This window comes from Jannaschia halovivens, assembly GCF_046452375.1.
Taxonomy (GTDB): Bacteria; Pseudomonadota; Alphaproteobacteria; order Rhodobacterales; family Rhodobacteraceae; genus Jannaschia; species Jannaschia halovivens.
This window is the reverse complement of sequence record NZ_JBKFDJ010000001.1, coordinates 1,966,690-1,988,752: the sequence shown is the minus strand read 5'-3', so window position 1 is coordinate 1,988,752 and position 22,063 is coordinate 1,966,690. Positions and strand designations below refer to the sequence as shown.

Sequence of the window (22,063 nt, the reverse complement as noted above, 5' to 3'; positions counted from 1 at the left end):
TGGGGCGATCAGTCAACGGGCATCCCCTCGGGGGTCAGGCGCGGATCGGCGTAATGCTCGATCTCGCGGGCGATCGCCCAGGAGAGGCGCGTGTCCGCAAGGGCCGAGGGCGCGGGGTGGCGATAGACGACATCGTTGCCGTCGATCGTGGTCGCGTCGTCGGCGCGCCGCGCGCCCAGTCGCTCGCAGAGCCGGATCGAGTCGAGGTTCTTCGGGTCGACATAGCTGACCGCGCCGGTCCAGCCCGCGCCGTAGAGATGGCGGCGGACCGCATCCGTCGCCTCCAGCGCGAAGCCGTTGCCCGACGCCTGCGGCCAGATGATCCAGGCCAGTTCGCGCTCGGGCCAGCCGGCGGGCTGCCATCCGCCCGCCATCCCGAGGGTGCGGTCATCGTCCCGCGCGTGGATCATCCACATGCCGAAGCCGCGGATCTGCCAATGGCCGATCTCGGCGGCATAGAGCATCCATGCCTCGTAGGGATTGAGCGGGCCGCCCATGAAGCGCGACCGGTAGGACGAGAAGGTCGCCTTGAAGTCGGGGTAGTCCTGCGGCTCGGGCGCGCGGAGTTCGAGTCGACGGGTGGTCAGCACGGGGATGTCGGCGCTCATGTCGCATGCTCCCAGATCGTGCAGGCCGTGTCGTGGGCCGCGGGCTCTCCGGTATCGATTGCGCCGAGGCGCGTGGCGACGCGCTGCGACGCCGTGTTACCCCGGTCGATATGGCTGACGATGCGGCCCCAGCGGGCGGCATGGCCCGTCCGGCGGGCCCAGTCGAGCGCCGCGCGCGCGGCCTCGGTGGCGTAGCCCCGCCCGGTGCCCGAATAGAGCGACCAGCCAAGTTCCACGTCCGGGCGCCCGGCGGGCAGGTGGAAGCCGCAGGATCCGACACAGGCGTCGCCGCCATCCTTGGACGCATCGACCGCCCACCAGCCGTAGCCGCGCAGATGCCAATGGCCCACATCGTTCGTCAGGATCTTCCACGCGCCGACCTCGTCGAGCGGGCCGCCGACGATATGCGACCGCTCGGTCGTATAGAACGCGGCACAGGCCGGGTGGTCGCCCAGCTCGGGCGCACGCAGCGTCAGCCGCTCGGTGGAGAGCGTCGGGATCATGCCGCGCCCTCGGGCCGGGGGTGGCGCCAGACATCGATCTGACCGTCCAGCATCGTGCCGTCGGGCGCGGCCCCGAGGCGGCGCGCGACGGCTTCGGACCGGGTGTTGCCCGGGGCGATGTAGCTGACGAGCGAGGGCAGGCGCAGGACGGACCAGGCGTGATCGCGCGCGGCGATGGCGGCCTCGGTCGCAAGGCCGCGGCCCTCGAACGCATCGGTCATCAGCCAACCCAGCTCGTGCTCGGCATCGCCCGGCTCGGTCCCGATCAGCACGAAGCCCGCAACCGCGCCCGCGCGGGTCTCGACCGTCCACATGCCGTGCCCGCGCAGCAGCCAGGTCGCGGTCATGCCACAGAAATCGGCCCAGCTTTCGGCCTCGGTCGAGGGCCCGCCCTCGAAGACGCCCCGCGCGCTGCCGGTGATCGAATGGAGCGCGTCGTAATCGCCTAGGCGCGGCGCGCGCAGGACGGTGCGGGGGGTGCGCAGGACGGGCACGACCGCCTCCAGCGCTGCAGCCGTGCGGGCGGCGGCGGGCACCACGGGGATGGTGACGGGGGCGATCATGATGCGACCTCCGGGGCGGGATGCCGCCAGATGGTCATGTCGCCGTATTCCGCATGCGGGAACACGCCGTCGGGGGTGCAGTCGAGCCGCTGCGCCAAGGCCTCGGACCGGGTGTTCCCGGCGGCGATGAAGCTCGCGATCGTGGGCCAGCCCAGCACGCGGTAGGCATAACCACGGGTCGCCAGCGCCGCTTCGCGCGCGATGCCCCGACCTTCGGCGGCGGCGGTCACGGACCAGCCGATCTCGGGTTCGGGCCAGTCCTCGGGGTGGTAGATGCCGACCACGCCCAGCGGCGCGTCGTCGCCGGTCATCGTCACGATCCAGCGCCCGTAGCCGCGAAGGAGCCACTGGCCCGCGACCCCGGAAAGATGCTCCCACGCGGCCGCGCGGCTGGCGGGGCCGCCGAGATGGCGCATCTGGTCGCTGGCGCGAAACGCGGCATAGGCGTCCATGTCCGCCGCGCGCGGTGCACGGAGCGTCAGGCGCTCGGTCACGAGCGTCGGGATATGCAGCACCGTGTCGGTCACAGTCCCAGCGCGTCGGCCGAGGCGCCATCCATCACGGGGCGCGTGAAGCTGCGGTCGTAGCGGCGGATGCACTTCGTCGCCTGCGCATGGGCATAGGCGCGCTGGCACTCGGGATCGGCGCGCATCAGGTCGCGATAGTCCTCGTAGGCGGCCAGCGACGGGAAGGAGAAGTGGCAATAGGCGATGTCGTTCGGACCCTCGAACGGCATGTGGTAGCCGTGATGGGTGCCGCCCATCTCGGGGATCTTCCAGAGCCAGAACTTCGCATAGACCTCGAAGGCCTCGAGCTGATCGGGGTCGAGCTCATGGCGGACGGTGCAGGTAATCATGCGGCGGCCTCCGGAGCGGGATGGCGCCAGATCTCGGCCGTCTCGCCCAGAAGGGCGCCGGTGCGTTCCAAGCGCGCGCCCAGCCGCTCGGCCACCGCGCGCGAGGCGTGGTTCTCGGGGTCGATCGGGCTCATCAGCGGGCCGAGGCCCAGCCGCGTCCATGCATCCGCCCGCGCGGCGCGGCCAGCTTCGGTCGCGTAGCCCTTCCCCGTGCCGCCCTCGTAGAGGTGCCAGGCCAGCTCCGGCTCGGGCCAGCCGTCGTGGAAGAGCACGCCCGCCTTGCCGACCCGCGTGCCCGTCCCCTTTTCCAGCACCTGCCAGAAGCCGTAGCCGCGCAGCAGCCAATGGCCGAGCATCGACGTGAACGAGCGCCACGTCCCCCAACGATCCGTCGGACCGCCGGTGAAGCGCATCCGGTCCGACAGGCCGAACGCGAGATGGGCGGGCCAGTCGGTTTCCACGGGCACGCGCAGCACCAGCCGCTCGGTCTCGAGCGGGGCGATGGCGTTCAGGTCATGGAAGGCGGGACCGGTCACTTCTTCTTCATGCCCCCGAGGCCCGCGGGCAGGGTCACGCCACCGGGCATGCCGGGCATCCGGCCCATGCCGCCCATCTGGCCGAGCTGCTTTGACGCCGCCTCGAGCGCGGCGGGGTCCATCTGGCTGGGATCGGGCATGCCGCCGCCCTTGCCGGTCATCATGCCCATGGCCTTCTTGAGCATGCCGCCCTTGCCCATCTTCTTCATCATGTCCGCCATCTGGCGATGCATCTTGAGAAGCTGGTTCAGTTCGCTGACCTCGAGGCCCGCACCCTTGGCGATCCGCTTCTTGCGGCTGGCCTGCAGGAGGGCGGGGTTGGCGCGCTCCTTCTTGGTCATCGAGTCGATCAGGGCCATCTGGCGCTTGAGGATCGAGTCGTCCAATCCGGCCTTGTCCATCTGCTTGGCCATCTTGCCCATCCCCGGCATCATGCCCATCAGCCCTTCCATGCCGCCCATCTTCTGCATCTGGATCAGCTGACCCTTGAGGTCGTTCATGTTGAACAGACCCTTCTGGAAGCGCTTCATCATGCGCTCCTGGGCCTCGACGTCCGCGACCTCCTGTGCCTTCTCGACCAGCGCGACGATGTCGCCCATCCCGAGGATGCGGCCCGCGATGCGGTCGGGCTCGAAGGTCTCCAGCGCGTCCATCTTCTCGCCCAGGCCGACGAAGCGGATCGGCTTGCCGGTCACGGCGCGCATGGAAAGGGCCGCGCCGCCGCGCCCGTCGCCATCCATCCGCGTCAGCACGACGCCGGTCACGCCGACCTTGGCGTCGAACTCCTCGGCCACCTCGACGGCGACCTGGCCGGTCAGGCCGTCGACCACCAGAAGCGTCTCGCGCGGGGAGACGGCGGCATGAACCTGCGCCACCTCGTCCATCAGCACCTGGTCGATCTGCAACCGGCCCGCGGTGTCGAGCATGTAGACGTCGTAGCCGCCCAGCGAAGCCTGCGTCTTGGCGCGCTTGGCGATGTCGACGGGGCTCTGACCCGCGACGATCGGCAGGGTGTCGACCCCGATCTGCGCGCCGAGGATCTGGAGCTGTTCCATCGCCGCCGGGCGGTTCACGTCGAGCGAGGCCATCAGCACCCGCTTGCCGTCGCGATCCTTCAGGCGCTTGGCCAGCTTGCCCGTCGTCGTCGTCTTGCCCGAGCCCTGAAGGCCGACCATCAGGATCGGCGCGGGCGGGTTGTCGATCTTGAGCGGCGGGATGCCCTCATCGCCCGCGAGGACGGCGCGCAACTCGTCATGCACAATCTTGATGACCTGCTGGCCCGGCGTGATCGACTTGGTGACGGCGGCGCCGGTGGCCTTCTGGGTGACGCGCTTGACGAAGTCGCGGGCCACCGAGAGCGAGACATCCGCCTCCAGCAGGGCGACGCGAACCTCGCGCATGGCGGTGCGGACGTCGTCCTCGGACAGGGCGCCCTGCTTCGTCAGGCGATCGAAGACGCCGCCAAGGCGGTCTGACAGGCTCTCGAACATCTCGCGTCCCTTTCCCATGTTGCGTGACCCCGATGTGGGAACCCGCAGGCGAATGCACAAACGCCCCCGTGGGCGCGACGCGCTGACGGAGGGCGATCCCGAACGTGGTGCCGGGACCGGAGGCGTGGAGCATCCGGATGTGGGGCGCGGGCTACGCGCGCGGGGCGCGGCTGTCAAGCCGCGGGGGCGGCGTCAGTCGGCGGCGGCGGAGGTCTGCACGACGTTGTCGATGCTGCCGCGGTCGAACCCGGCGATGTCCTTGTAGACCAGCAGGTCCACGGTCACGGTCGCGCCGAGCACAACGGCCGACCAGAGGGCGAGACGGTCCAACAGGCGGCGGCGGGGCCGGGCGGTATAGATATGGCGCATGATCCTCTCCTTCGCGGTGGGGTCGCGAAGAAAGCTGCGCGGCGCGCGTGGCGCGGGTCGTGCGAAACCGGGGAAAGGTTGGGGAAACATTGAGGCCGCCGGGGCGGGACTGTCGCGCCCCGGCGGGTCGTTCAGGGCGGAAACGCGCCGCCGGGGCGGCGCCGATCAGCCCGCGGGCGGCGTGATGTCCTTGGCCGCCAAAGCCACGGGATCCGGCCGAGCCGCAAGATCGTCGGCCGCCGTCAGCGTGCCGTCGATCGGGCGCAGGGCCACGGCGTCCGCCGCGTCGAGGTCGCCGGCTTCGGCACGGGACGGGTCAAAGGCGGGTCGGTTCATCTGTGGCGCGGCGGGCAGGAGCGCGCGCCAGCCCAGCGCCATCTCGGACCAGAACCGGCTGGTCAGTTCCACCATCCGGGCCTGGCTGGCGACGATCAGGGCGGCGTTTCGGGTCATGTCGGGGGTCATGGGGCACCTCTGGGGTTGATGTGTCCGTGGAACGCGGACCCCCGGAGGGTGTGTTCCCGACCGATGCGGCGGTGCGGCGCAATTCCGCCGCACCGCCGCAATGCGTCAGGCGGCGAGCGCCGCGATCTGGTCCTCGACCAGGCTCACCGCATCGCCGTCCTTCATGTTCAGGCGGTCGGCGGCCACGAAGGTCACATCGGTGATGCCGATGAACTTCAGGACATGGCGCATGTAGGGCGTGGCGAAATCGATCTCCGAGCCGACCGGAGTGCCGCCGGAGGCCACGGCCACGATGGCGCGTTTGCCTTCGAGGAGGCCGACGGGCCCGCTCTCGGTATATTTGAACGTCACGCCCGCGCGGCAGACGAGGTCGATCCAGGCCTTGAGGCTGCCGGGCACGGTGAAGTTGTAGATCGGCAGCGCGATCAGCAGAGTGTCGGCCTCCATCAGTTCGCCCACCAGCTCGTCCGAGAGCGCCAGCGTGGCCTTCTGGACGTCGGTCCGCTCGCCCGCGGGCGTGAAGTTCGAGGCCACCCAGGTGCCGTCGATCTGCGGCACCGCCTCGGCCCCGAGATCGCGGCGGATGTCGGCGCGGCCGATGCGGGACTCGATGGCATCGAGAATGGCGTGGGTGTTGGATCCGGAGGGCTTGGCGGAGGCGTCGATGCGGAGAATGGTCATGATCGAGGTCCTTGGGTTCGAGGGCGGGACGGTGGGTCTCGCCTCAAGATGATCCCTGCGCGGTCGAACGCAATTTGCGCCCGTCGCCTATCGGCTGTGCGTGAGTGCAGGGAACCTTGCCTTGGTCGATGGCCGCGGCGATAGTTCGGCCAACCGGAGGACGGCGATGGCATTCAACGATTGGGACGAGGTCCGGACCGCCTTTCAGGTGGCGCGTCTGGGCACGGTGTCGGGCGCGGCGCAGGTGCTGGGCGTGCATCATGCGACGGTGATCCGGCATGTCGACAGCCTCGAGGGCAAGCTGGGGGCGAAGCTCTTTCAGCGCCATGCGCGGGGCTACACCCCGACCGAGGCGGGTCAGGACCTCCTGAAGGTCGCGCAATCGACCGACGACCAGCTCGCGCAGCTTGCCAACCGCATCTCGGGGCGGGGCAACGAGATGACGGGCGAGCTGATCATCACGTCGCTGGCCGTGCTCGCACCGCTCTTGTCGCCCGCGCTCGCCGCGTTCCGCGAAGAGCATCCCGAGCTGACCATCAAGTTCCTGACCGACGAGCGTCTTTTCCGGCTGGAATACGGCGAGGCGCATGTCGCGATCCGCGCGGGCAACCCGCCCGACCAGCCCGACAACGTCGTCCAGAAGTTCTATCACCAGGGCTTCGCGCTTTATGCGTCCAAAGACTACATCGCCCGGCACGGCCGGCCCGAGAGCCTCGAGGAGCCCGGCGACCATATCTTCATCGGCTCGGCCGACGACGTCCCGCGTGCGCCGTTCTTCGCGTGGCTCAAGAAGCATATTCCGCCCGAGAATATCGGCTACCAAGTCAACCAGATCACCGCGACGCGCCCTGCCGTGAAGGCGGGGCTCGGGATCGGCTTCTCGACGCTCTGGGCCGAGGCCAACGAGAACGATGTCGAGATGGTGTTCGGCCCGCGCGAGGAGTGGAACAGCCAGCTCTGGCTCGTGACCCACGTGGACCTCCACCGCACGGCCAAGGTCCAGACCTTCCTCGCCTTCCTCAAGGACTGGGCGACGCGCTGGCCGCAGATCTGAGCCCCCGGTGACCGAGGCGGGCCGCGGCCACGCGGCGATGCTCCTCTTCTCGGCGCTGGTCGCCGGGTCGTTTCCTCTGGGGGCGGCGGCAGCCAACGACATCGCGCCCGCCGCACTCAACGCCGTCCGCTTCGCGCTGGCCGCCGGCATCATCGGGATCGCGGTCGCGGCGCGGGGCGGCGTGCCCCGCGCGGCCCTGTCGGCGCCGTGGCGCTACGGGGTCCTGGGCGGGGTCTTCGGTCTCTATTTCGTGCTGATGTTCGAGGGTCTGAAGACGGCCGCCCCGGTCTCGGCGGCGGCCGTCTTCACGCTGACCCCGATCCTCGCCGCCGTGTTCGGCTGGCTCCTGCTGCGCCAGATCACGACGCCGCGCATCGCCGCGGCCCTGGCGCTGGGGGCGGCGGGCGCGCTCTGGGTGATCTTCGACGCCGACTGGGCGACGCTCCGGGCCTTCGCGGTCGGACGCGGCGAATGGATCTATTTCTGGGGCTGCGTCGCGCACGCGATCTACACCCCGCTGGTGCGCCGCCTGAACCGCGGCGAGAGCGCGCTGGTCTTCACCTTCGGCACGCTCGTGGCGGGCGCGGTCCTGATCGGGATCGCCGGGTCCAGCGCGATCGCCGCCACCGATTGGGGCGCGCTGCCCGCCCGCGTCTGGATCGCGATCGGCTACACGGCGGTCTTCGCCTCGGCCGCGACCTTCACGCTCCTGCAATACGCGTCGCTACGGCTGCCGGCGTCGAAGGTGATGGCCTACACCTATCTCGTGCCGGCCTGGGTTACGGTCTGGGAATTGGCGCTGGGCCGCGCGCCGCCGCCCGCGGGCGTGCTGGCGGGGCTGGCGCTGACGCTCGTGGCGCTGGGACTGCTTCTCCGCGACGAAGAGGCGTCGGGCGCGCGGTCCTGAAGCAGGATGCGCGCCGCCTCTCCCTCGAGATCCTCGTATTGCCGATGCCGCAGCGTCCAGAGAAACGCCGCCAGCCCGCCCGCGCCCAACGCCAGCGACACCGGGATCAGGAGGATGAGGACGTTCACGACCGCACCTTCAGCCTGAGCGCGTTGAGCACGACGAGGATCGACGAGGACGACATCGCGATGGCCGCCATCAGCGGCGTCGCCAGCCCCGAGAGCGCCAGCGGGATCGAGACGGCATTGTAGATCGCCGCGAGCGCGAAATTCTGGAGCATCCGGCGTCGCGCCGTCCGCGCCAGCTCGAGGGCCGCGGGCACCGCCGCCAGATCGCCGCCCAGCAAGACCACGTCCGACGCTGCCCGCGCCGCATCCAGCGCGGTGGCGGGGGCCAGCGAGACATGGGCCACAGCCAGCGCGCCCGCGTCGTTCAGACCGTCGCCCACCATCAGCACCCGCTGCCCGGCGGCGGCGCGGGCGCGCAGCAGATCGAGCTTTTCCTCGGCAGTGGCGCGGGCGTGCCAGTCGGCGATCCCGAGCTCGGCGGCAACGGCGCGCACGGGCTCGGTCCGGTCCCCCGAGAGGAGCGTTACCGGCAGGCCCGCCGATTGCGCGCGCGCCACCAGCCGGGCCGCGCCGGGGCGCAGGGTTTCGCGCGGGGTGACGTCGAAGCTCTCGCCCGAGAGTTCCAGCACCGTCCCAGCCGCCCCGCGCCCCAATCTGACGGGCGTGCCGTTCCAGCGTGCGGTGACGCCGTCGCCCGGCACCTCGGCGAGATCGGTCAGCGCGGCGGGTGCTATGTGGGGCAGGGCCGCGGCGACGGCGCGCGCGACCGGGTGGTCGGAGGCCAGCGCCAGCGCGCGCGCGACGGCGGCGGCCTCCGGGGGCAGGTGCGACAGCTCGGCGGTGCCCGTGGTCAGCGTACCCGTCTTGTCGAGGACGATCGCATCGACCTGTGCCAAGCGTTCGAGCGCGGTCGCGGATTTCAGGAGCAGCCCCTCCTCGAAGAGGCGGCGCGCGGCGGTCACCGAAACGGCGGGCACGGCGAGGCCCAGCGCGCAGGGGCAGGTGATGATGAGCGTCGCGACCGCCACGAGGATCGCGCGGTGCACGTCGCCTGTCGCCAGCACCCAGCCGAGGAAGCCCGCGAAGGCCAGTCCGTGGACGGCCGGCGCATAGATCTTCGCGGCCCGGTCGGCGAGCGCGACATGGGCACCCCGCGCGCCCTCGGCCACGGCGACGGCGCGGGCCATGCGGCGGAGGCCCGTATCCTCACCCACGGCGGTGGCCGTCAGGACCAGGTGCCCGTCGAGCACCGTCTCGCCCGCTGCCACCAGGGTGCCGGGTGTGGCGCGGACGGGCAGGCTCTCCCCCGTCAGGAGCGAGCGGTCGAGATCGGCGCGGCCCTCGGTGACCCGCGCGTCGACGGGGATGCGCGCACCCGCCGCGACCCGGACGCGGTCGCCTACTCGAAGGTCGGCGGTGCGCACCACCTCGCCGGTGTCCAGCGTGGCGCGCGGCACCTCCAGCGCGGTCAGCGCCGCGGCGGCCGAGCGCGCGGTGCGGCGCGTCCGGTGATCGAGATAGCGCCCGATCAGAAGGAACAGGGTCAGCGACAGCGCTGCGTCGAACCACGCCTCCGCCCCGCCGATCCACGTCTCGTGCAGCGACACGCCCGCCGCGAGGATGATGGCCAGCGAGATGGGCACGTCCATGTTCATCCGCCGGGCGGCCAGCGCCGTGGCCGCCGAGGCAACGAAGGGGCGAGCGGCATAGACGAGCGCGGGCAACGAGATGGCCGCGCTGATCCAGTGGAAGAGGTCGCGCGTCGCCTCGCCCGCGCCCGACCACACCGCGACCGAGAGGATCATGACGTTCATCATCGCGAAGCCCGCGACGCCGATCCGCATCATGAGGGCGCGACCCTTGGTATCGGCGGCAGGGGTCAAGGCGGAATCGTCCATCTCGGCGGCGGCGAAGCCCGCGTCCGACAGCGCGGCGATGAGGCGAGGTGCCGTGGCGCGCGCGCCCGTGACGCGCACCTGCTTCTGGCCCAGGTTGACGCGGGCCGCGTCGATACCGGGCAGGTCGGTCAATGCGCCCTCGACCCCCGCGATGCAGCCTGCGCATCGCATGTCCGGAACCGACAGGATCACGGTCTGCGGGGTGGCGGGCGCGGCGAGATGCCCGTCGGCCAGCGCAGTCATGGCGCGACCCGCAGCTTCAGGCGGCGGCGATAGGGCGTGCCGTCGGCGGCGGTCGCGGCCAGCCGCAGGTCCCAGTTGCCGGGCGGCAGGTCGACCGGCGCGCGCCAGACCGTTCCGTCGAAGACGAAGCGCGGCGTGACGTCCTGCGACACGTTGGTCGCGCGGCCCAGCGTCGCGGTGAGCGTCGCGTCGGCCACCGGCACGCCGGTCGCGTCGTGCAGGTCGAGCACGACCTCGGTCCCGGTCAGCGTCGCGGCGGCGGTCCAGGCCAGCGCCTCCTGCGCGGCGCGGTCGGCATCGAAACGTTGCGACGCGACATAGCTGTTCTTCGTCTCGAGGCCGGGGAAGGTGCGGACGGCGTTCACGGCCAGCGTCATGTTGGCGGCGACGATCGTGCCGAAGCCCAGAACGAAGATGCCGAGGACCTTCCGGCCCGTCAGTGTCGCGGTCATCGAAGCTCTCCTTGTCCGAAGAAATGCGTGTCGCCCCAGGCCCGTTCGGCCGAGACGAGGTCCTCGACCCAGAAGCGCAGGTCGGTGCGCGCGGCCCGGGCGGCGGCATCGTCGGGACGGGCGGAGACGTAGACCCGCTGCAGCTTGGTCTCGTTGGCGGGGACGATGGTGGTGAGGTCGTCGCGTCCCTCCAGCTCGATCCGGAGCAGGTCGTCGGAGGCGAGCGACAGATGGAAGGCGCGGTCCTCGCCGTGCTTGTTTCGCAGACGCACGTCATAGGCGTTGCGGATCGTCCCGTCCGAGAGTGTCACGAAGGTCGGGTTGCGCACGGCGGCGACGGTCATGTCGATGTCCGGACGCACGAAGAGCGCGACGACCAGCGCGATGCCGATTCCCGCCCAGGCGATCGTGTAGAGGATCGTGCGGGGCCGCAGGATATGCTTCCACACCGGCTGCGGCGCCCAGCCCTTGATGTCGGCGCGGGTGACGATCGGTGCAGGTGCGGCATGGGGCGCGGGGGCAGGCGCGCCGGGGGCGGCGGTTGTGACGGCATCGCCGGTGGCTTGCGTTCCGATGGGGTTCACGGCCAGCCTCTCGGCCAGCGTCTCGGGCGGGCGGTCCGACAGCGCGAGATAGTCGATCAGGCCGCGCGGCTTGCCGATCTTGTCCATCACGTCGTCGCAGGCGTCGATACACAGCGCGCAGGTGATGCAGGCCATCTGCTGGCCCTCGCGGATGTCGATGCCCATGGGGCAGACATTCACGCAGGCCATGCAATCGATGCAGTCGCCGGTCCGGTTCTCGTGCTTCTTGCCGCGCGGCTCGCCCCGCCAGTCGCGATAGCCGACGGTCAGCGTGCCCTCGTCCATCATCGCGCCCTGGATGCGGGGCCAGGGGCACATGTAGATGCAGACCTGCTCGCGCGCGAAGCCGCCCAGAAGGACCGTCGTGAAGGTCAGGACGGCCATCGTCGCATAGGCCACCGGATGGGCCGTCCCGGTGACGAGGTCGCGCGCCAGCGTCGGCGCATCGGCGAAGTAGAAGACCCAGGCCCCGCCCGTCGCCAGCCCGATGAAGGCCCACACCACCCATTTCGACAGCCGCAGACGCCATTTGCGCGCGTCCCACTTGCCCTTCCAGAGGCGGATGCGCGCGTTGCGGTCGCCCTCGATCCAGCGTTCGGTCGCGATGAAGAGGTCGGTCCAGACGGTCTGCGGGCAGGTGTAGCCGCACCAGACGCGTCCCAGCGCCGACGTGAAGAGGAAGAGCCCCAGCCCCGCCATGATCAGAAGGCCCGCGACGAAATAGAATTCGTGCGGCCAGATCTCGATCCAGAAGAAGTAGAAGCGCCGCCCCGCCAGATCGACCAGCACCGCCTGGTCGGGCAGGTTCGGTCCGCGATCCCAGCGGATCCAGGGCGTCACGTAGTAGACGCCCAGCGTCACCAGCATCACGACCCATTTCAGGCGTCGGAACGTGCCCGCGACCTTGCGGGGGAAGATCGGCACCTGGGCCGCGAAGAGGGGTGTGGACTTGCTCATGATCGCCTTGAGGGAAAGCGGGACAGCCCGCTGATGCCCCACCTGCCGGGCCGGCGGCCTTGATCCAGGTCAACGGTCCGTGTTTTGACCTCGCGCCCGCGCCCCTTAGGTGAATGGAGATAAACCCGAGGAGGGACGATCATGGCGGATGACACGCGCGGCGGTAACCGTTTGATGGATCGGGCGGAATACCGCGCCAAGCCCCGCCCCCTGACGCGCCCGCCCGAGGCCATGGTGTCCGAGGCCGTGGCCGCGATGTCCGACAAGAACTACGGCTGCGTCATTGTGACCGACCCCGACGACCGGGTGATCGGCGTCGTGACCGAGCGCGACATCATGAACAAGATCGTCGGGCGCGGCCTCGACGCCAAGACGACGCCCCTTTCGGAGATCATGACCGCCGAGCCCCGGCTCGCGCGCGAGACGGACGACATGGTCGACTGGCTGCGGATCATGTCGAACGAGCGCTTCCGGCGCCTGCCCGTGGTCGATGACGAGGGCCGCATCAAGGCGGTGTTCACCCAAGGCGATTTCGTCAGCTACACTTGGCCCGAGATGCTGGGCCAGATGCGCTCGATCCTGAAGGCGCAGGCGATGGGCAACTTCCACTACCTGCTGATCGGCGGCGGCATCCTAATCTACGTACTCGCCATGATCGTGGTCTTCGCCGCCGTCTGATCTGGGCCGGGAACGGGGTATGTCGCGATAGCGGACGCACCGAACCGGTCCGGAAAGATCGCGTCGGCGCGTTTTTTCGCGCCGTCGAACATCTTGGGCCGGAGGCCGGTGACATCCTCGTACACCGCATCGTCCAGATCGACGCCCACGAACGAGGCGCCCGTCAGATCGACGGACCGGAACGTGACCGTCTCCGCGAAGACGGAATTGTCGAAGCGGACGTATTTCAAGGACGCGTTCTCAGAGGTCAGATCGTAGAATTCGCCCTCGGACAGCACCGTGCCGTCGAGGGTAACGTCCTCATAGATGCCACCTGTCAATTCGCGGCCGCGCACGGAAATACTCTCATCCGCGAGGTCCTGAAGCGCGAGCGCGGGAATGGGGCCGCCGATCTGGAGAAAGGTCTGCTGCGCGAGGAGCATGAAGGCGGACTTGATGCGCTCGCGCCGCGCGTCTTCGCGAGCGGCGGCACGGTCGTCGAACTCCGCGACCCATACGGCCACCGCCGCGAAGATTGCCCGCTTCAAGGCGATATCGGCCAGCCGGACGACCGCGCTGCGCTCCAGGATCGCGATCAGTCCGCGGTCTTTCATCTCGGTGTGCCTCCCTGCCGGATATGTCAACCTGACCTCGAAAGCGGGGCGGGCGATCGATCAGAAGAGACACCGCCCCCGCCGTGGCGGACGGCGGGGGCGCGGATCCGGCTCCCTCAAGCCGGACCGGGTCCCGCGCGCCTTGTAGATCGGCGCGCCGGGATCGGGATCATTCGGCGATCTGGGCCTCGCCGCCGCCGAGGCCGTGGACATAGGCCGCGACCGCGCGGACCTGTGCCTCGCCCAGCCGGTCCGCCCAAGGCGGCATCACGCCGAAGCGCGCGTTGCGGATCGAGTATTCGACCGCCGCCGCGTCGCCGCCATAGAGCCAGATCGCGTCCGTCAGGTTGGGCGCGCCCAGCTCGCGGTCGCCCAGGCCCGCGTCGCCGTGGCAGGACGCGCAATTGTCGAGATAGAGCTCGGCCCCGGCGGCATCGGCCTCTGCCAGTCCCCCGAGGTTCCGGACATGGGCCGTCAGCGCCGCGATCTCGCCATCCTCGAGGATCTCGCCGAAGGCGGGCATCTCGGACCAGCGGGCATCCGGGTCGGTCTCGTTGCGGATGCCGTGGCGAACCGTGAAGGCGATCTCGTCCAGCGTGCCGCCCCAGAGCCAGTCGTCGTCGAGCAGGTTGGGATAGCCCGCCGCCTGCACGCCCGCGGCCCCCCGCCCGTGGCATTGCGAGCAGTTGTTGGCGAAGACGCTCTCGCCCGCCGAGACGGCGAAGCGCAGAAGCTCCTCGTTGGCGGGGAGCACGGCGAGGTCGGTCGCCACGAGGCTCTCGGTCAGATCCGCGTTCGACAGCGCGACGCGGTCGATCTCGGCGGCCACCTCGGCGCGGGTCGAATAGCCCAGAACGCCTGCCGTCGCGCCCGAGATCAGCGGCCAGGCCGGGAATAGGATCGTGTAGATCACGCCCCAGACTATGGTCGCGTAGAAGGTCCAGAGCCACCAGCGGGGCAGGGGCGTGTTCAACTCCTCGATGCCGTCCCAGACGTGACCCGTGGTCTCGGTCCCGGTGGCGTCGTCGATTTTCTTGTCGCTCATTTCGCATCCCCGGTCATGTGGGCGCAGGTGCAGGCGGGACAGGCGTTCGGACAGGCCATCGGCTCGGTCTCGCGGAACGGCACCCGGGCCGCGTCGTCGTGGATCGGGCGCGAGCCGGGGCGGAACACCCAGACGGCGCAGAACACGAAGAAGGCGAAGAGGGCGAGAAGGCCCCAGCTGTCGGCGATCTCGCGCAGGAGGGAATAGAGGTCCATGTCGCGTCTCCTCAGCGGCTGGCGTCGGGCTCGAAGGTGGAGAAATCCACCAGCGTCCCCATCATCTGCAGGTAGGCCACGAGCGCATCCATCTCGGTCAGCGCGGGCAGCCCGTCGAAGTTGCGGACCTGGGCGCTGGGATAGCGCTCCAGAAGCCCGTCCCAGTCGGCATCGGGATCGGCCTGCACGCGGATATCGGCGGCGGCCATCTCGATCATCTCGTCGGTATAGGGCACGCCGACCAGCGCGTGGGTCGCGACCAGTGCCTCCGTCTGCCCGGTCTCCAGCCGGCTGTCGGCGAGGAAGGCGTATTTCGGCATGATGCTTTCGGGGACGACCGATTGCGGGTCCATCAGGTGGTCCACATGCCATTCGTCCGAGTAGCGCAGGCCGACGCGTGCGAGGTCCGGCCCCGTCCGCTTGGAGCCCCATTGGAACGGGTGGTCGTACATGCTCTCGGCGGCCAGCGAGTAATGCCCGTAGCGCTCCACCTCGTCGCGCATCGGACGGATCATCTGGGAGTGGCAGACATAGCAGCCCTCGCGGATGTAGATGTCGCGCCCGGCCAACTCCAGCGGGGTGTAGGGGCGCATCCCCTCGACCTCCTCGATGGTGTTTTCCAACCAGAAGAGCGGCGCGATCTCGACGATGCCGCCGATGGCGACCACCACGAGGCTGCCCACCAGGAGAAGCGTCGCGTTCCGCTCGAAGCGCTGGTGGAAGGTGATCGTCTCCGTCTCGGGCGGAAGCTCGTTGGGGACCTTACCTTCGGACGCGCCCTCGGCGGCGGTGACCACCTTCGGGTCGTCCTTGGGGTCGTAGTTCGGGTCTCTGGGATCGGTGCTCATGTCGGGTCACTCCGCCGGGGTTGCGATTGCGGATGTCCGGGGGGCCCGGATCGTCATCCACATGTTCCAGGACATCACCAGCGCGCCCGAGAGGTAGAGCACCCCGCCCAGCGCCCGCACCACGTACATCGGGAACTTGGCGTCGACGGTGTCGGCGAAAGCATTGACGAGGAAGCCGTTCGCATCGACCTCGCGCCACATCAGGCCCTCCATGATCCCGGTGACCCACATCGAGGCCGCGTAGAGGACGATCCCCACGGTCGCGAGCCAGAAGTGCAGGTTGATCGCCGCCATCGAGTGCATCCGCGCGCGGCCCCAGAGCTTCGGCACGAGGAAGTAGATCGCGGCGAAGGTGATGAGGCCGTTCCAGCCGAGCGCACCCGAATGCACGTGCCCGATGGTCCAGTCGGTGTAATGCGACAGCGAGTTCACCGCCCGGATCGACATCATCGGACCCTCAAAGGTCGACATGCCGTAGAAGGCGAGGCTGGCCACCATCATGCGGATGATCGGGTCGGTGCGGATCTTGTCCCAGGCGCCTTCCAGCGTCATCAGGCCGTTGATCATGCCGCCCCAGCTGGGCATCCAGAGCACGATCGAGAACACCATCCCCAGGGTCGAGGCCCAGTCGGGCAGCGCGGTGTAGTGCAGGTGGTGCGGACCCGCCCAGATGTAGAGGAAGATCAACGCCCAGAAGTGGATGATCGAGAGCTTGTAGGAGTAGACCGGGCGGCCCGCCTGCTTGGGGACGAAGTAGTACATCATCCCCAGGAAGCCCGCCGTCAGGAAGAAGCCGACCGCGTTGTGGCCGTACCACCACTGCGTCATCGCGTCCTGTACGCCCGAGAAGACCTGCACCGACTTCGAGCCGAAGATGCTGACCGGGACGCTCAGGTTGTTGACGATGTGCAGCATCGCGACGGTCACGATGAAGGCGAGGAAGAACCAGTTGGCCACGTAGATGTGGCGTTCCTTCCGCTTGATGATCGTGCCGAGGAACACCGCGAGATAGGCGACCCAGACGATGGTCAGCCAGATATCCACGTACCATTCGGGCTCGGCGTATTCCTTCGACTGGGTGGCCCCCAGGAGGTAGCCGGTCGCCGCCAGAACGATGAAGAGGTTGTAGCCCCAGAACACGAACCACGCGAGGTTCCCGCCCCAGAGCCGCGCGGCCGACGTCCGCTGGACGATGTAGAACGAGGTCGCGATCAGGGCGTTGCCGCCGAAGGCGAAGATCACCGCGCTGGTGTGCAGCGGGCGCAGGCGGCCGAAATTGGTATAGGGCTGGCCCCAGTCGAAGTTCAGCGCCGGAAAGGCCAGCTGGAAGGCGATGAACACGCCTGCCAGCATCCCCACGACGCCCCAGAAGGACGTGGCCAGAACCCCGAAGCGGACCGGTCCGTCCATATAGCCCAGCTCGGCCTCGACCGGGCGGGGCGCCTCTTCCATGCCGCGCAGCGTCCAGATGAGCATGCCCACGGCGACGGCCATGATGATCAGCGCGTGCAGCATGTAGGCCGCGTCATGGGCATAGTTCGCGGCGATGGCGGCAAACAGCGCCACCAGTCCGAGAAGTCCGATCTTGAGGTAGTCCATCCGGTCGTTCCCTTCCTCCGGAGCCCATGAGGGGGGCCCGTCCGAGGGTGGGATAGACGTGGGTCGGGGCGCGGGGCCTTGATTCAGGTCAAGCGGTCGCGCGTCGATGTCGCCTCAGGCGAGGTTCATGCCATCCTCGTCGTCGCCGGCTTCCATCAGGAGCACCGCGAGATCGTCGCAGATGACGCCGCGCTTGCCTTCCAGCCGGATGATCCCGGCCTTGCGGAGCGCAGTCATCTGGCGGCTGACGGTCTCGATGGTCAGGCCCAGATAAGTCGCCATCGCCTCGCGGGTCAGCGGCAGCTCGGCCCGGAGCGGCCCACCGGACACCGCAGAGCGGCGCAGCACGATCGCCAGAAGCGTCGCGACCTTCTCGCGCGCGGTCTTGCGGCCCAGCACCAGCATCCAATCGCGCGCGGCGTCGAGCTCGTCGAGCGACATCTCCAGCAGGCGGTTCGCCACATGCGGCGTGTCGTCGATCATCGTCTCGAACTCGGACCGCCGGAAGCAGCAGAGCGTCACGTCGGTCGCGGCCACCACCTCGTAGGGGGCGGTCGCGCGCCCCGGACGGCCCACGAAATCCGACGGCATCAGGAGGCCGACCATCTGCATCCGGCCGTCTTCCAGCGATCGTGTCAGCGTCGCGCAGCCCGACACGACCGACCCGACGAAGGACAGCGCCTCGCCCTCCATCACGATCGTCTCGCCCGCGCGCCACGACCGGTAGGATTTCATCGCCGCCAGCCGGTCGAGCTCCTCGCCCTCGCAGGACGCGCAGACCGCGCGGTGCCGGATCGGGCAGGCGGCGCAGCCTTCGGTCGCGAGTGTCAGATCGAGCTTGGACATGTCCCGGCTCCTGAAGGGGAGGTTGATGCAAATCAAGGTTTCATCATGCCGCATCGGGCAAGTCGAGGCCATGACACTCCAGACGCTCGATGCCCGCGCGGTCGAGGCCCGCGCCCCGCGCTATACCAGCTATCCGCCGGCGACGCGCTTCCATGACGGGGTCGGCGCCGACGCGGCGGTGGACTGGCTCGGCGCCGTGCCCCCCGGATCGCGGATCTCGCTCTACGTGCATATCCCCTTCTGCCGCCGCCTCTGCTGGTTCTGCGCCTGTCGCACCCAGGGGACGCGAAGCACCGCCCCGCTCCTCTCCTATCTCGATGCACTCGAAGATGAGATCGCGCTGATCGCCGATGCCCTGCCGCCAGACGTGACAGTCTCGCATCTCCACCTCGGGGGTGGCACGCCGACGCTACTGCCCGCCGCGGCGATGGCGCGTCTCTTCGAAATGCTCGAGGCACGCTTTCCCCGCGCGCCCGGGGCCGAGGTTTCGGTCGAGGTCGACCCGACCGAACTCGACGCCGCACGCCTCGACGCGCTGGCCGCGGCCGGCCTGACGCGCGCGAGCCTCGGGGTACAGGATTTCGATCCCGCCGTGCAGGCCGCCATCGGCCGCCCGCAAAGCTTCGCCCAGACCGCCGCCGCCGTGAACGGCCTGCGGGCGCGGGGCATCTCGGCGATCAATCTCGACCTTCTCTACGGGCTGCCGCACCAGACCGCGGCGACCATCGACCGCACGCTGGGTCAGGCGCTGTCGCTGATTCCGGATCGCGTGGCGCTCTATGGCTACGCGCATGTCCCCTGGGCCTCGAAGCGGCAGGTCATGATCGAGGCCGACGCGTTGCCCGATGCCCATGCCCGGCTCGGACTGGCGCATCGGGCGGCCGACCGGATGCGCGAGGCGGGCTACGCGGCGGTCGGGATCGACCATTTCGCGCGGCCGGCCGATCCGATGGCCGTCGCCGCCCGTGCGGGGACGCTTCGCCGCAATTTCCAGGGCTACACGACCGACACGGCCGAGATCCTGATCGGGCTCGGCGCGTCCTCTATCTCGCGGCTCCCGCAGGGCTATCTTCAGAACGCGGCGCGCACCGGCGACTGGAAGGCGCGGGTGCAGCGTGGGCGTCCCGCCGTCGCGCGGGGCTACGCGCTGACCACCCGCGACCGCCTTGTCGGGGAGGTCATCGAACGCCTGCTCTGCGACTTCGCCGTCGACCCCGCGGCCTTCGCGGATCGGCGATCAGTCGCCGAATTGACCGCCCGCGCCGCTCTGCACTGGCCCGAGGCGGTGATCCGCACCCGAACGGGCGCCCTTCGCATCCGCGACGAGGCGCTCCACCTGGCCCGTATGGTCGCGCTCGCGATGGATGCCGAGCCCGTACCGACCGGCCGCCACAGCACCGCGATCTGAACGGCGTGGCTGCCAACATGTGTCGTCCGGACACATCTACATATCGGAATTCATGTTAGGAATCCTGCCTGCAAGATGCGCAGACGCGTCCGTGGAGAGGTCGTTGGTCCGCGAAGGCCACCGGATCGGAACCAATCAGGGCACCCGAAGCCGGACTGCGGCCGGGACGAGAACGAATCGCCGAATCGCGGCTCCGAAAAATCGTTACCAATCCGTTAATCGAAGCGGCGGTTTTGGGCGCCTCCTCGCCGAGAACAATCTGTTCCGCCTGCTTAAATTTCAGACGGTTACGCTCTAAGCCATTGAATACCAACGCATACAACGAGTTGCCGCAGAGTCAGCGATCAGCGTTGCTTTGCCTACGGCATCGACTAAAATGAAGGTCAGACCGAGTTTTGCGATTTTGACGACGTGTAACGCCCTTGTTTTTTGGGCGAATTTTTCCCTGCGCCTTGTGTTCGGCGCGCTGTGCTGAGGTTGGGTTCATGATTACCGTAGCGTTCATCGACGACCATCCGATCCTTCTGTCGGGCCTGTGTCACCTGATGTCCGGGAACGACGAGTTCAAAGTCGTCGGGACGGGATGCGACGCAGATGCGATTCACGACATCGTGGAGGCCCATCACCCCGATGTCCTGGTCGCCGATTTCTCCATGCCCGGAAACGTGCTCGAGGCGATCGCCAAGACCGGTCGCGATTTTCCGGACACCCGCATCCTCGCCTTCTCGGCCACCTGTTCCATCGAGAAGGCCATCGCAATCCTCGAGGCTGGTGCCACGGGCTTCGCGCTCAAGGGCAGCTCGCTCGATGATCTGACCGACGCGATCCGGCAGGTGAACAAGGGAGAGAATTACATCACGCCCTCCTTCGCGATGAAGGTCGTCACCGGCCTGCGCGAAAAGGCCCGTCGCAAGGAAACGCACAAGCGCATCGCGTTCAGCCCGCGCGAGGACCAGGTCCTGCGGCTTCTGCTGACGGGGCAGACGAACAAGGAAATCGCCGACGCGCTGGAGATCAGCGAGAAGACGGTGAAGCACTACATGTCGATCCTGATGCAGAAGCTGAACGTCCGGAACCGCCTCGAGGTGGTGCTGGCCGCGCAATCGCTGCCGCAGCAGCAGGTCGAGGCCCCGAGGGCCGCCGCCCTTAACTGATCAGAACCGGCGCGACGCCCCGAGCGGCAGCGTGGCGTCCAGCGTCGCGCGGCCGTTCTCGACGTCGAAGTCGAGCGTTCCACCGAATACGTCCAGCCGGCGGCGCATGCCCCGAAGGCCCAGACCGCCGCCGGGCGATTTCGCCGGCACGCGCGACGGATCCACGTCGTTGCGGATGACGATGCGGATCGCGTCGTTCTCGGTCCAGCACCGGATCTCCTGACCGTCGCCATCAGCGTGGCGCTGCGCGTTGCGGAGCCCCTCCTGCACGACGCGGAACAGGCAGGTCCGGCGGGGCGTGTCGAGCGCCTCGGACGGAAGCTTCAGGTCCAGCGCGACCGAGCGTCCGGTCGAATCCTGGTGGCGCCGCGCGGCGATCTTGACGATCTCCGTCACCGTGAGGTCCGCGAGTTCCGGCAGGATCAGACCGTCCGAGATCGAGCGCAGCTGCCGCAGCGCGGACCCGATCAGGCCCAGCGCGCTGGTTCCGTCCGGCAGTGGCCGCTGATCGGTCCCGCTCAGCAAGGCACCGAGCGCGAGCGTCTGGATCGGTCCGTCATGCAGCTCGGCCCCGACGACGTTCAGCACCATCTCGTTGGCCAGCGTCACCTCGGTGCGCGCGTTCTCGGCTTCGGCCCGAAGCCGCGCGTTCTGGGCGGTCACGACCCGTTCGCGCTCCAGGTTCGCCCGGAGCTTCGCGCTCTGACGGGCCGTCAGCCCGAGCACCAGGAGAAGACCAAGCGTCGCCAGCCCGATGCCACCCCAGACCGCCGCCTCGACACGCTGCCGTTCGCGGACGAGGGCCGTGGCGTCGCGGTAAACCTCGCCCACGGCGATCGTGCGACCCGAGACCTCGTCGCGGATCGGGACGTAGATCTCGAGGAAGGGGGCCGCGATCGGCGCGCCTTCGGCCTCCTCCTCGTCGAGCACCAGCTCCCACATGATGCCGCCCTCGGCCACCTCGACGATCTCGTCGACGTCATGCGTGCCGGCCGTGTCGCCCTCGAGGCTGCCGAAGACCAGTTGGCCGTCCGGACTCCAGACGCGCAGGACGCCCAGCGTCTCGCCTTGGGGCAAGGATCGCGACAGGTCCGTCAGGCGTTCACCGAGATCGGCGGGATCCGTCGCGGCGTCCCCTCCGCCGGCGGCGGTCACGACCATCGGCGCGAGGAGCCCGTCGACGTAGTTGCCGCCCGCATCGGCCAAGGCCCGGAGTTGAAGATCGCGGTAGGAATTGGTGATGAAGAGGCCCAGCCAGAGCATCGATCCCATGACCATCAGACCGGTGAGGATGGAGACGAGAAGCGGGCGCGGCAGGCGCAATCCAGACGATTCGGACGGGGGGGAGAATCGGTCGATGGCACCGTCTTCGTTAACGATCACAGCCCTGCTCACCCTGTCCGCGGCCCTAATTCGGCCGCGATCTTTACCTATCACGACATC

25 protein-coding genes and 1 pseudogene are annotated in these 22,063 nt (G+C 69.0%); 5 read left to right on the top strand and 21 right to left on the bottom strand.

From position 1 onward, the window contains the following. Window positions 1-8: 8 nt before the first annotated feature. The 10 genes from ACK8OR_RS10060 to ACK8OR_RS10015 form a co-directional block, all read right to left on the bottom strand. Window positions 9-608, bottom strand: coding sequence for a GNAT family N-acetyltransferase (locus ACK8OR_RS10060; RefSeq protein ID WP_410189264.1), 600 nt, complete (start codon window positions 606-608; stop codon window positions 9-11). After that, window positions 605-1,111: a GNAT family N-acetyltransferase gene (locus ACK8OR_RS10055; protein WP_410189263.1), complete on the bottom strand. Its 507-nt coding sequence runs from the start codon at window positions 1,109-1,111 to the stop codon at window positions 605-607. The genes ACK8OR_RS10060 and ACK8OR_RS10055 overlap by 4 nt, the downstream gene beginning before the upstream one ends. Next, the gene (locus tag ACK8OR_RS10050) at window positions 1,108-1,674 is read right to left on the bottom strand and encodes a GNAT family N-acetyltransferase (protein WP_410189262.1); all 567 of its coding nucleotides are present in this window, start codon (window positions 1,672-1,674) and stop codon (window positions 1,108-1,110) included. Before ACK8OR_RS10050 ends, ACK8OR_RS10055 begins: the two co-directional genes overlap by 4 nt. Next, window positions 1,671-2,201: a GNAT family N-acetyltransferase gene (locus ACK8OR_RS10045; RefSeq protein ID WP_410189261.1), complete on the bottom strand. Its 531-nt coding sequence runs from the start codon at window positions 2,199-2,201 to the stop codon at window positions 1,671-1,673. The genes ACK8OR_RS10050 and ACK8OR_RS10045 overlap by 4 nt, the downstream gene beginning before the upstream one ends. After that, window positions 2,198-2,530: an NIPSNAP family protein gene (locus tag ACK8OR_RS10040; RefSeq protein ID WP_410189260.1), complete on the bottom strand. Its 333-nt coding sequence runs from the start codon at window positions 2,528-2,530 to the stop codon at window positions 2,198-2,200. The genes ACK8OR_RS10045 and ACK8OR_RS10040 overlap by 4 nt, the downstream gene beginning before the upstream one ends. Continuing rightward, complete coding sequence (locus ACK8OR_RS10035; RefSeq protein ID WP_410189259.1) at window positions 2,527-3,066, bottom strand: GNAT family N-acetyltransferase; 540 nt, start codon at window positions 3,064-3,066, stop codon at window positions 2,527-2,529. Before ACK8OR_RS10035 ends, ACK8OR_RS10040 begins: the two co-directional genes overlap by 4 nt. Further along, complete coding sequence (ffh, locus tag ACK8OR_RS10030; protein WP_410189888.1) at window positions 3,063-4,556, bottom strand: signal recognition particle protein; 1,494 nt, start codon at window positions 4,554-4,556, stop codon at window positions 3,063-3,065. The genes ACK8OR_RS10035 and ffh overlap by 4 nt, the downstream gene beginning before the upstream one ends. A gap of 192 nt (window positions 4,557-4,748) precedes the next feature. Then, window positions 4,749-4,925 (bottom strand): hypothetical protein, encoded by a 177-nt coding sequence (locus ACK8OR_RS10025; protein ID WP_410189258.1) that lies wholly within the window; start codon window positions 4,923-4,925, stop codon window positions 4,749-4,751. 165 nt (window positions 4,926-5,090) lie between these two features. After that, complete coding sequence (locus tag ACK8OR_RS10020) at window positions 5,091-5,390, bottom strand: hypothetical protein (RefSeq protein WP_410189257.1); 300 nt, start codon at window positions 5,388-5,390, stop codon at window positions 5,091-5,093. Between the two features lie 105 nt (window positions 5,391-5,495). Beyond that, window positions 5,496-6,071, bottom strand: a complete 576-nt coding sequence (locus ACK8OR_RS10015) for an FMN-dependent NADH-azoreductase (protein WP_410189256.1) — start codon at window positions 6,069-6,071, stop codon at window positions 5,496-5,498. A 166-nt stretch (window positions 6,072-6,237) separates the two neighbouring features. Here ACK8OR_RS10015 and ACK8OR_RS10010 point away from each other — a divergent pair, with 166 nt between their 5' ends. After that, window positions 6,238-7,125 (top strand): LysR family transcriptional regulator, encoded by an 888-nt coding sequence (locus tag ACK8OR_RS10010; protein ID WP_410189255.1) that lies wholly within the window; start codon window positions 6,238-6,240, stop codon window positions 7,123-7,125. Window positions 7,126-7,132: 7 nt separating this feature from the next. Beyond that, the gene (locus ACK8OR_RS10005) at window positions 7,133-8,032 is read left to right on the top strand and encodes a DMT family transporter (protein WP_410189254.1); all 900 of its coding nucleotides are present in this window, start codon (window positions 7,133-7,135) and stop codon (window positions 8,030-8,032) included. Here the strand turns inward: ACK8OR_RS10005 and ccoS are convergent. The 4 genes and pseudogenes from ccoS to ccoG form a co-directional block, all read right to left on the bottom strand. Further along, window positions 8,026-8,160 (bottom strand): annotated as a pseudogene (gene ccoS, locus ACK8OR_RS10000) (cbb3-type cytochrome oxidase assembly protein CcoS); the annotation flags it as partial. The gene ACK8OR_RS10005 and the pseudogene ccoS overlap by 7 nt on opposite strands. Next, window positions 8,157-10,241, bottom strand: a complete 2,085-nt coding sequence (locus ACK8OR_RS09995) for a heavy metal translocating P-type ATPase (RefSeq protein WP_410189253.1) — start codon at window positions 10,239-10,241, stop codon at window positions 8,157-8,159. The pseudogene ccoS and the gene ACK8OR_RS09995, both read right to left, overlap by 4 nt. Continuing rightward, window positions 10,238-10,693, bottom strand: coding sequence for a FixH family protein (locus tag ACK8OR_RS09990; protein WP_410189252.1), 456 nt, complete (start codon window positions 10,691-10,693; stop codon window positions 10,238-10,240). The genes ACK8OR_RS09995 and ACK8OR_RS09990 overlap by 4 nt, the downstream gene beginning before the upstream one ends. Then, complete coding sequence (ccoG, locus tag ACK8OR_RS09985; RefSeq protein WP_410189251.1) at window positions 10,690-12,234, bottom strand: cytochrome c oxidase accessory protein CcoG; 1,545 nt, start codon at window positions 12,232-12,234, stop codon at window positions 10,690-10,692. Before ccoG ends, ACK8OR_RS09990 begins: the two co-directional genes overlap by 4 nt. Window positions 12,235-12,375: 141 nt before the next feature. Between ccoG and ACK8OR_RS09980 the strand changes: the two genes are divergently transcribed. Then, window positions 12,376-12,912 carry a CBS domain-containing protein gene (locus tag ACK8OR_RS09980; protein WP_410189250.1) on the top strand — a complete coding sequence of 179 codons (537 nt, stop codon included), beginning with the start codon at window positions 12,376-12,378 and terminating at the stop codon, window positions 12,910-12,912. On the opposite strand, the gene ACK8OR_RS09975 is transcribed toward ACK8OR_RS09980, so the two are convergent. The 6 genes from ACK8OR_RS09975 to fnrL form a co-directional block, all read right to left on the bottom strand. After that, window positions 12,873-13,505, bottom strand: coding sequence for a hypothetical protein (locus ACK8OR_RS09975; RefSeq protein WP_410189249.1), 633 nt, complete (start codon window positions 13,503-13,505; stop codon window positions 12,873-12,875). The genes ACK8OR_RS09980 and ACK8OR_RS09975 overlap by 40 nt on opposite strands. Window positions 13,506-13,674: 169 nt before the next feature. Continuing rightward, window positions 13,675-14,550: a cytochrome-c oxidase, cbb3-type subunit III gene (gene ccoP / locus ACK8OR_RS09970; protein WP_410189248.1), complete on the bottom strand. Its 876-nt coding sequence runs from the start codon at window positions 14,548-14,550 to the stop codon at window positions 13,675-13,677. Beyond that, window positions 14,547-14,765 carry a cbb3-type cytochrome c oxidase subunit 3 gene (locus tag ACK8OR_RS09965; protein ID WP_410189247.1) on the bottom strand — a complete coding sequence of 73 codons (219 nt, stop codon included), beginning with the start codon at window positions 14,763-14,765 and terminating at the stop codon, window positions 14,547-14,549. Before ACK8OR_RS09965 ends, ccoP begins: the two co-directional genes overlap by 4 nt. Before the next feature lie 11 nt (window positions 14,766-14,776). Then, window positions 14,777-15,613, bottom strand: a complete 837-nt coding sequence (ccoO, locus tag ACK8OR_RS09960) for a cytochrome-c oxidase, cbb3-type subunit II (protein WP_410189246.1) — start codon at window positions 15,611-15,613, stop codon at window positions 14,777-14,779. A gap of 6 nt (window positions 15,614-15,619) precedes the next feature. Beyond that, window positions 15,620-17,212 (bottom strand): cytochrome-c oxidase, cbb3-type subunit I, encoded by a 1,593-nt coding sequence (gene ccoN / locus ACK8OR_RS09955; RefSeq protein WP_410189245.1) that lies wholly within the window; start codon window positions 17,210-17,212, stop codon window positions 15,620-15,622. 114 nt (window positions 17,213-17,326) lie between these two features. After that, on the bottom strand, window positions 17,327-18,058 hold the full coding sequence (fnrL, locus tag ACK8OR_RS09950) for a transcriptional regulator FnrL (protein ID WP_410189244.1): 732 nt from the start codon (window positions 18,056-18,058) through the stop codon (window positions 17,327-17,329). Window positions 18,059-18,128: 70 nt separating this feature from the next. On the opposite strand from fnrL, the gene hemN reads away from it, so the two are divergent. Further along, window positions 18,129-19,466: an oxygen-independent coproporphyrinogen III oxidase gene (gene hemN, locus ACK8OR_RS09945; RefSeq protein WP_410189243.1), complete on the top strand. Its 1,338-nt coding sequence runs from the start codon at window positions 18,129-18,131 to the stop codon at window positions 19,464-19,466. A 485-nt stretch (window positions 19,467-19,951) separates the two neighbouring features. After that, window positions 19,952-20,620 carry a LuxR C-terminal-related transcriptional regulator gene (locus tag ACK8OR_RS09940; protein ID WP_298436367.1) on the top strand — a complete coding sequence of 223 codons (669 nt, stop codon included), beginning with the start codon at window positions 19,952-19,954 and terminating at the stop codon, window positions 20,618-20,620. Here ACK8OR_RS09940 and ACK8OR_RS09935 read toward each other — a convergent pair whose 3' ends face one another. Next, entirely contained in the window at window positions 20,621-21,943 is a 1,323-nt protein-coding gene (locus ACK8OR_RS09935; RefSeq protein WP_410189242.1) for a hypothetical protein, read from the bottom strand. Window positions 21,944-22,063: the final 120 nt, after the last annotated feature.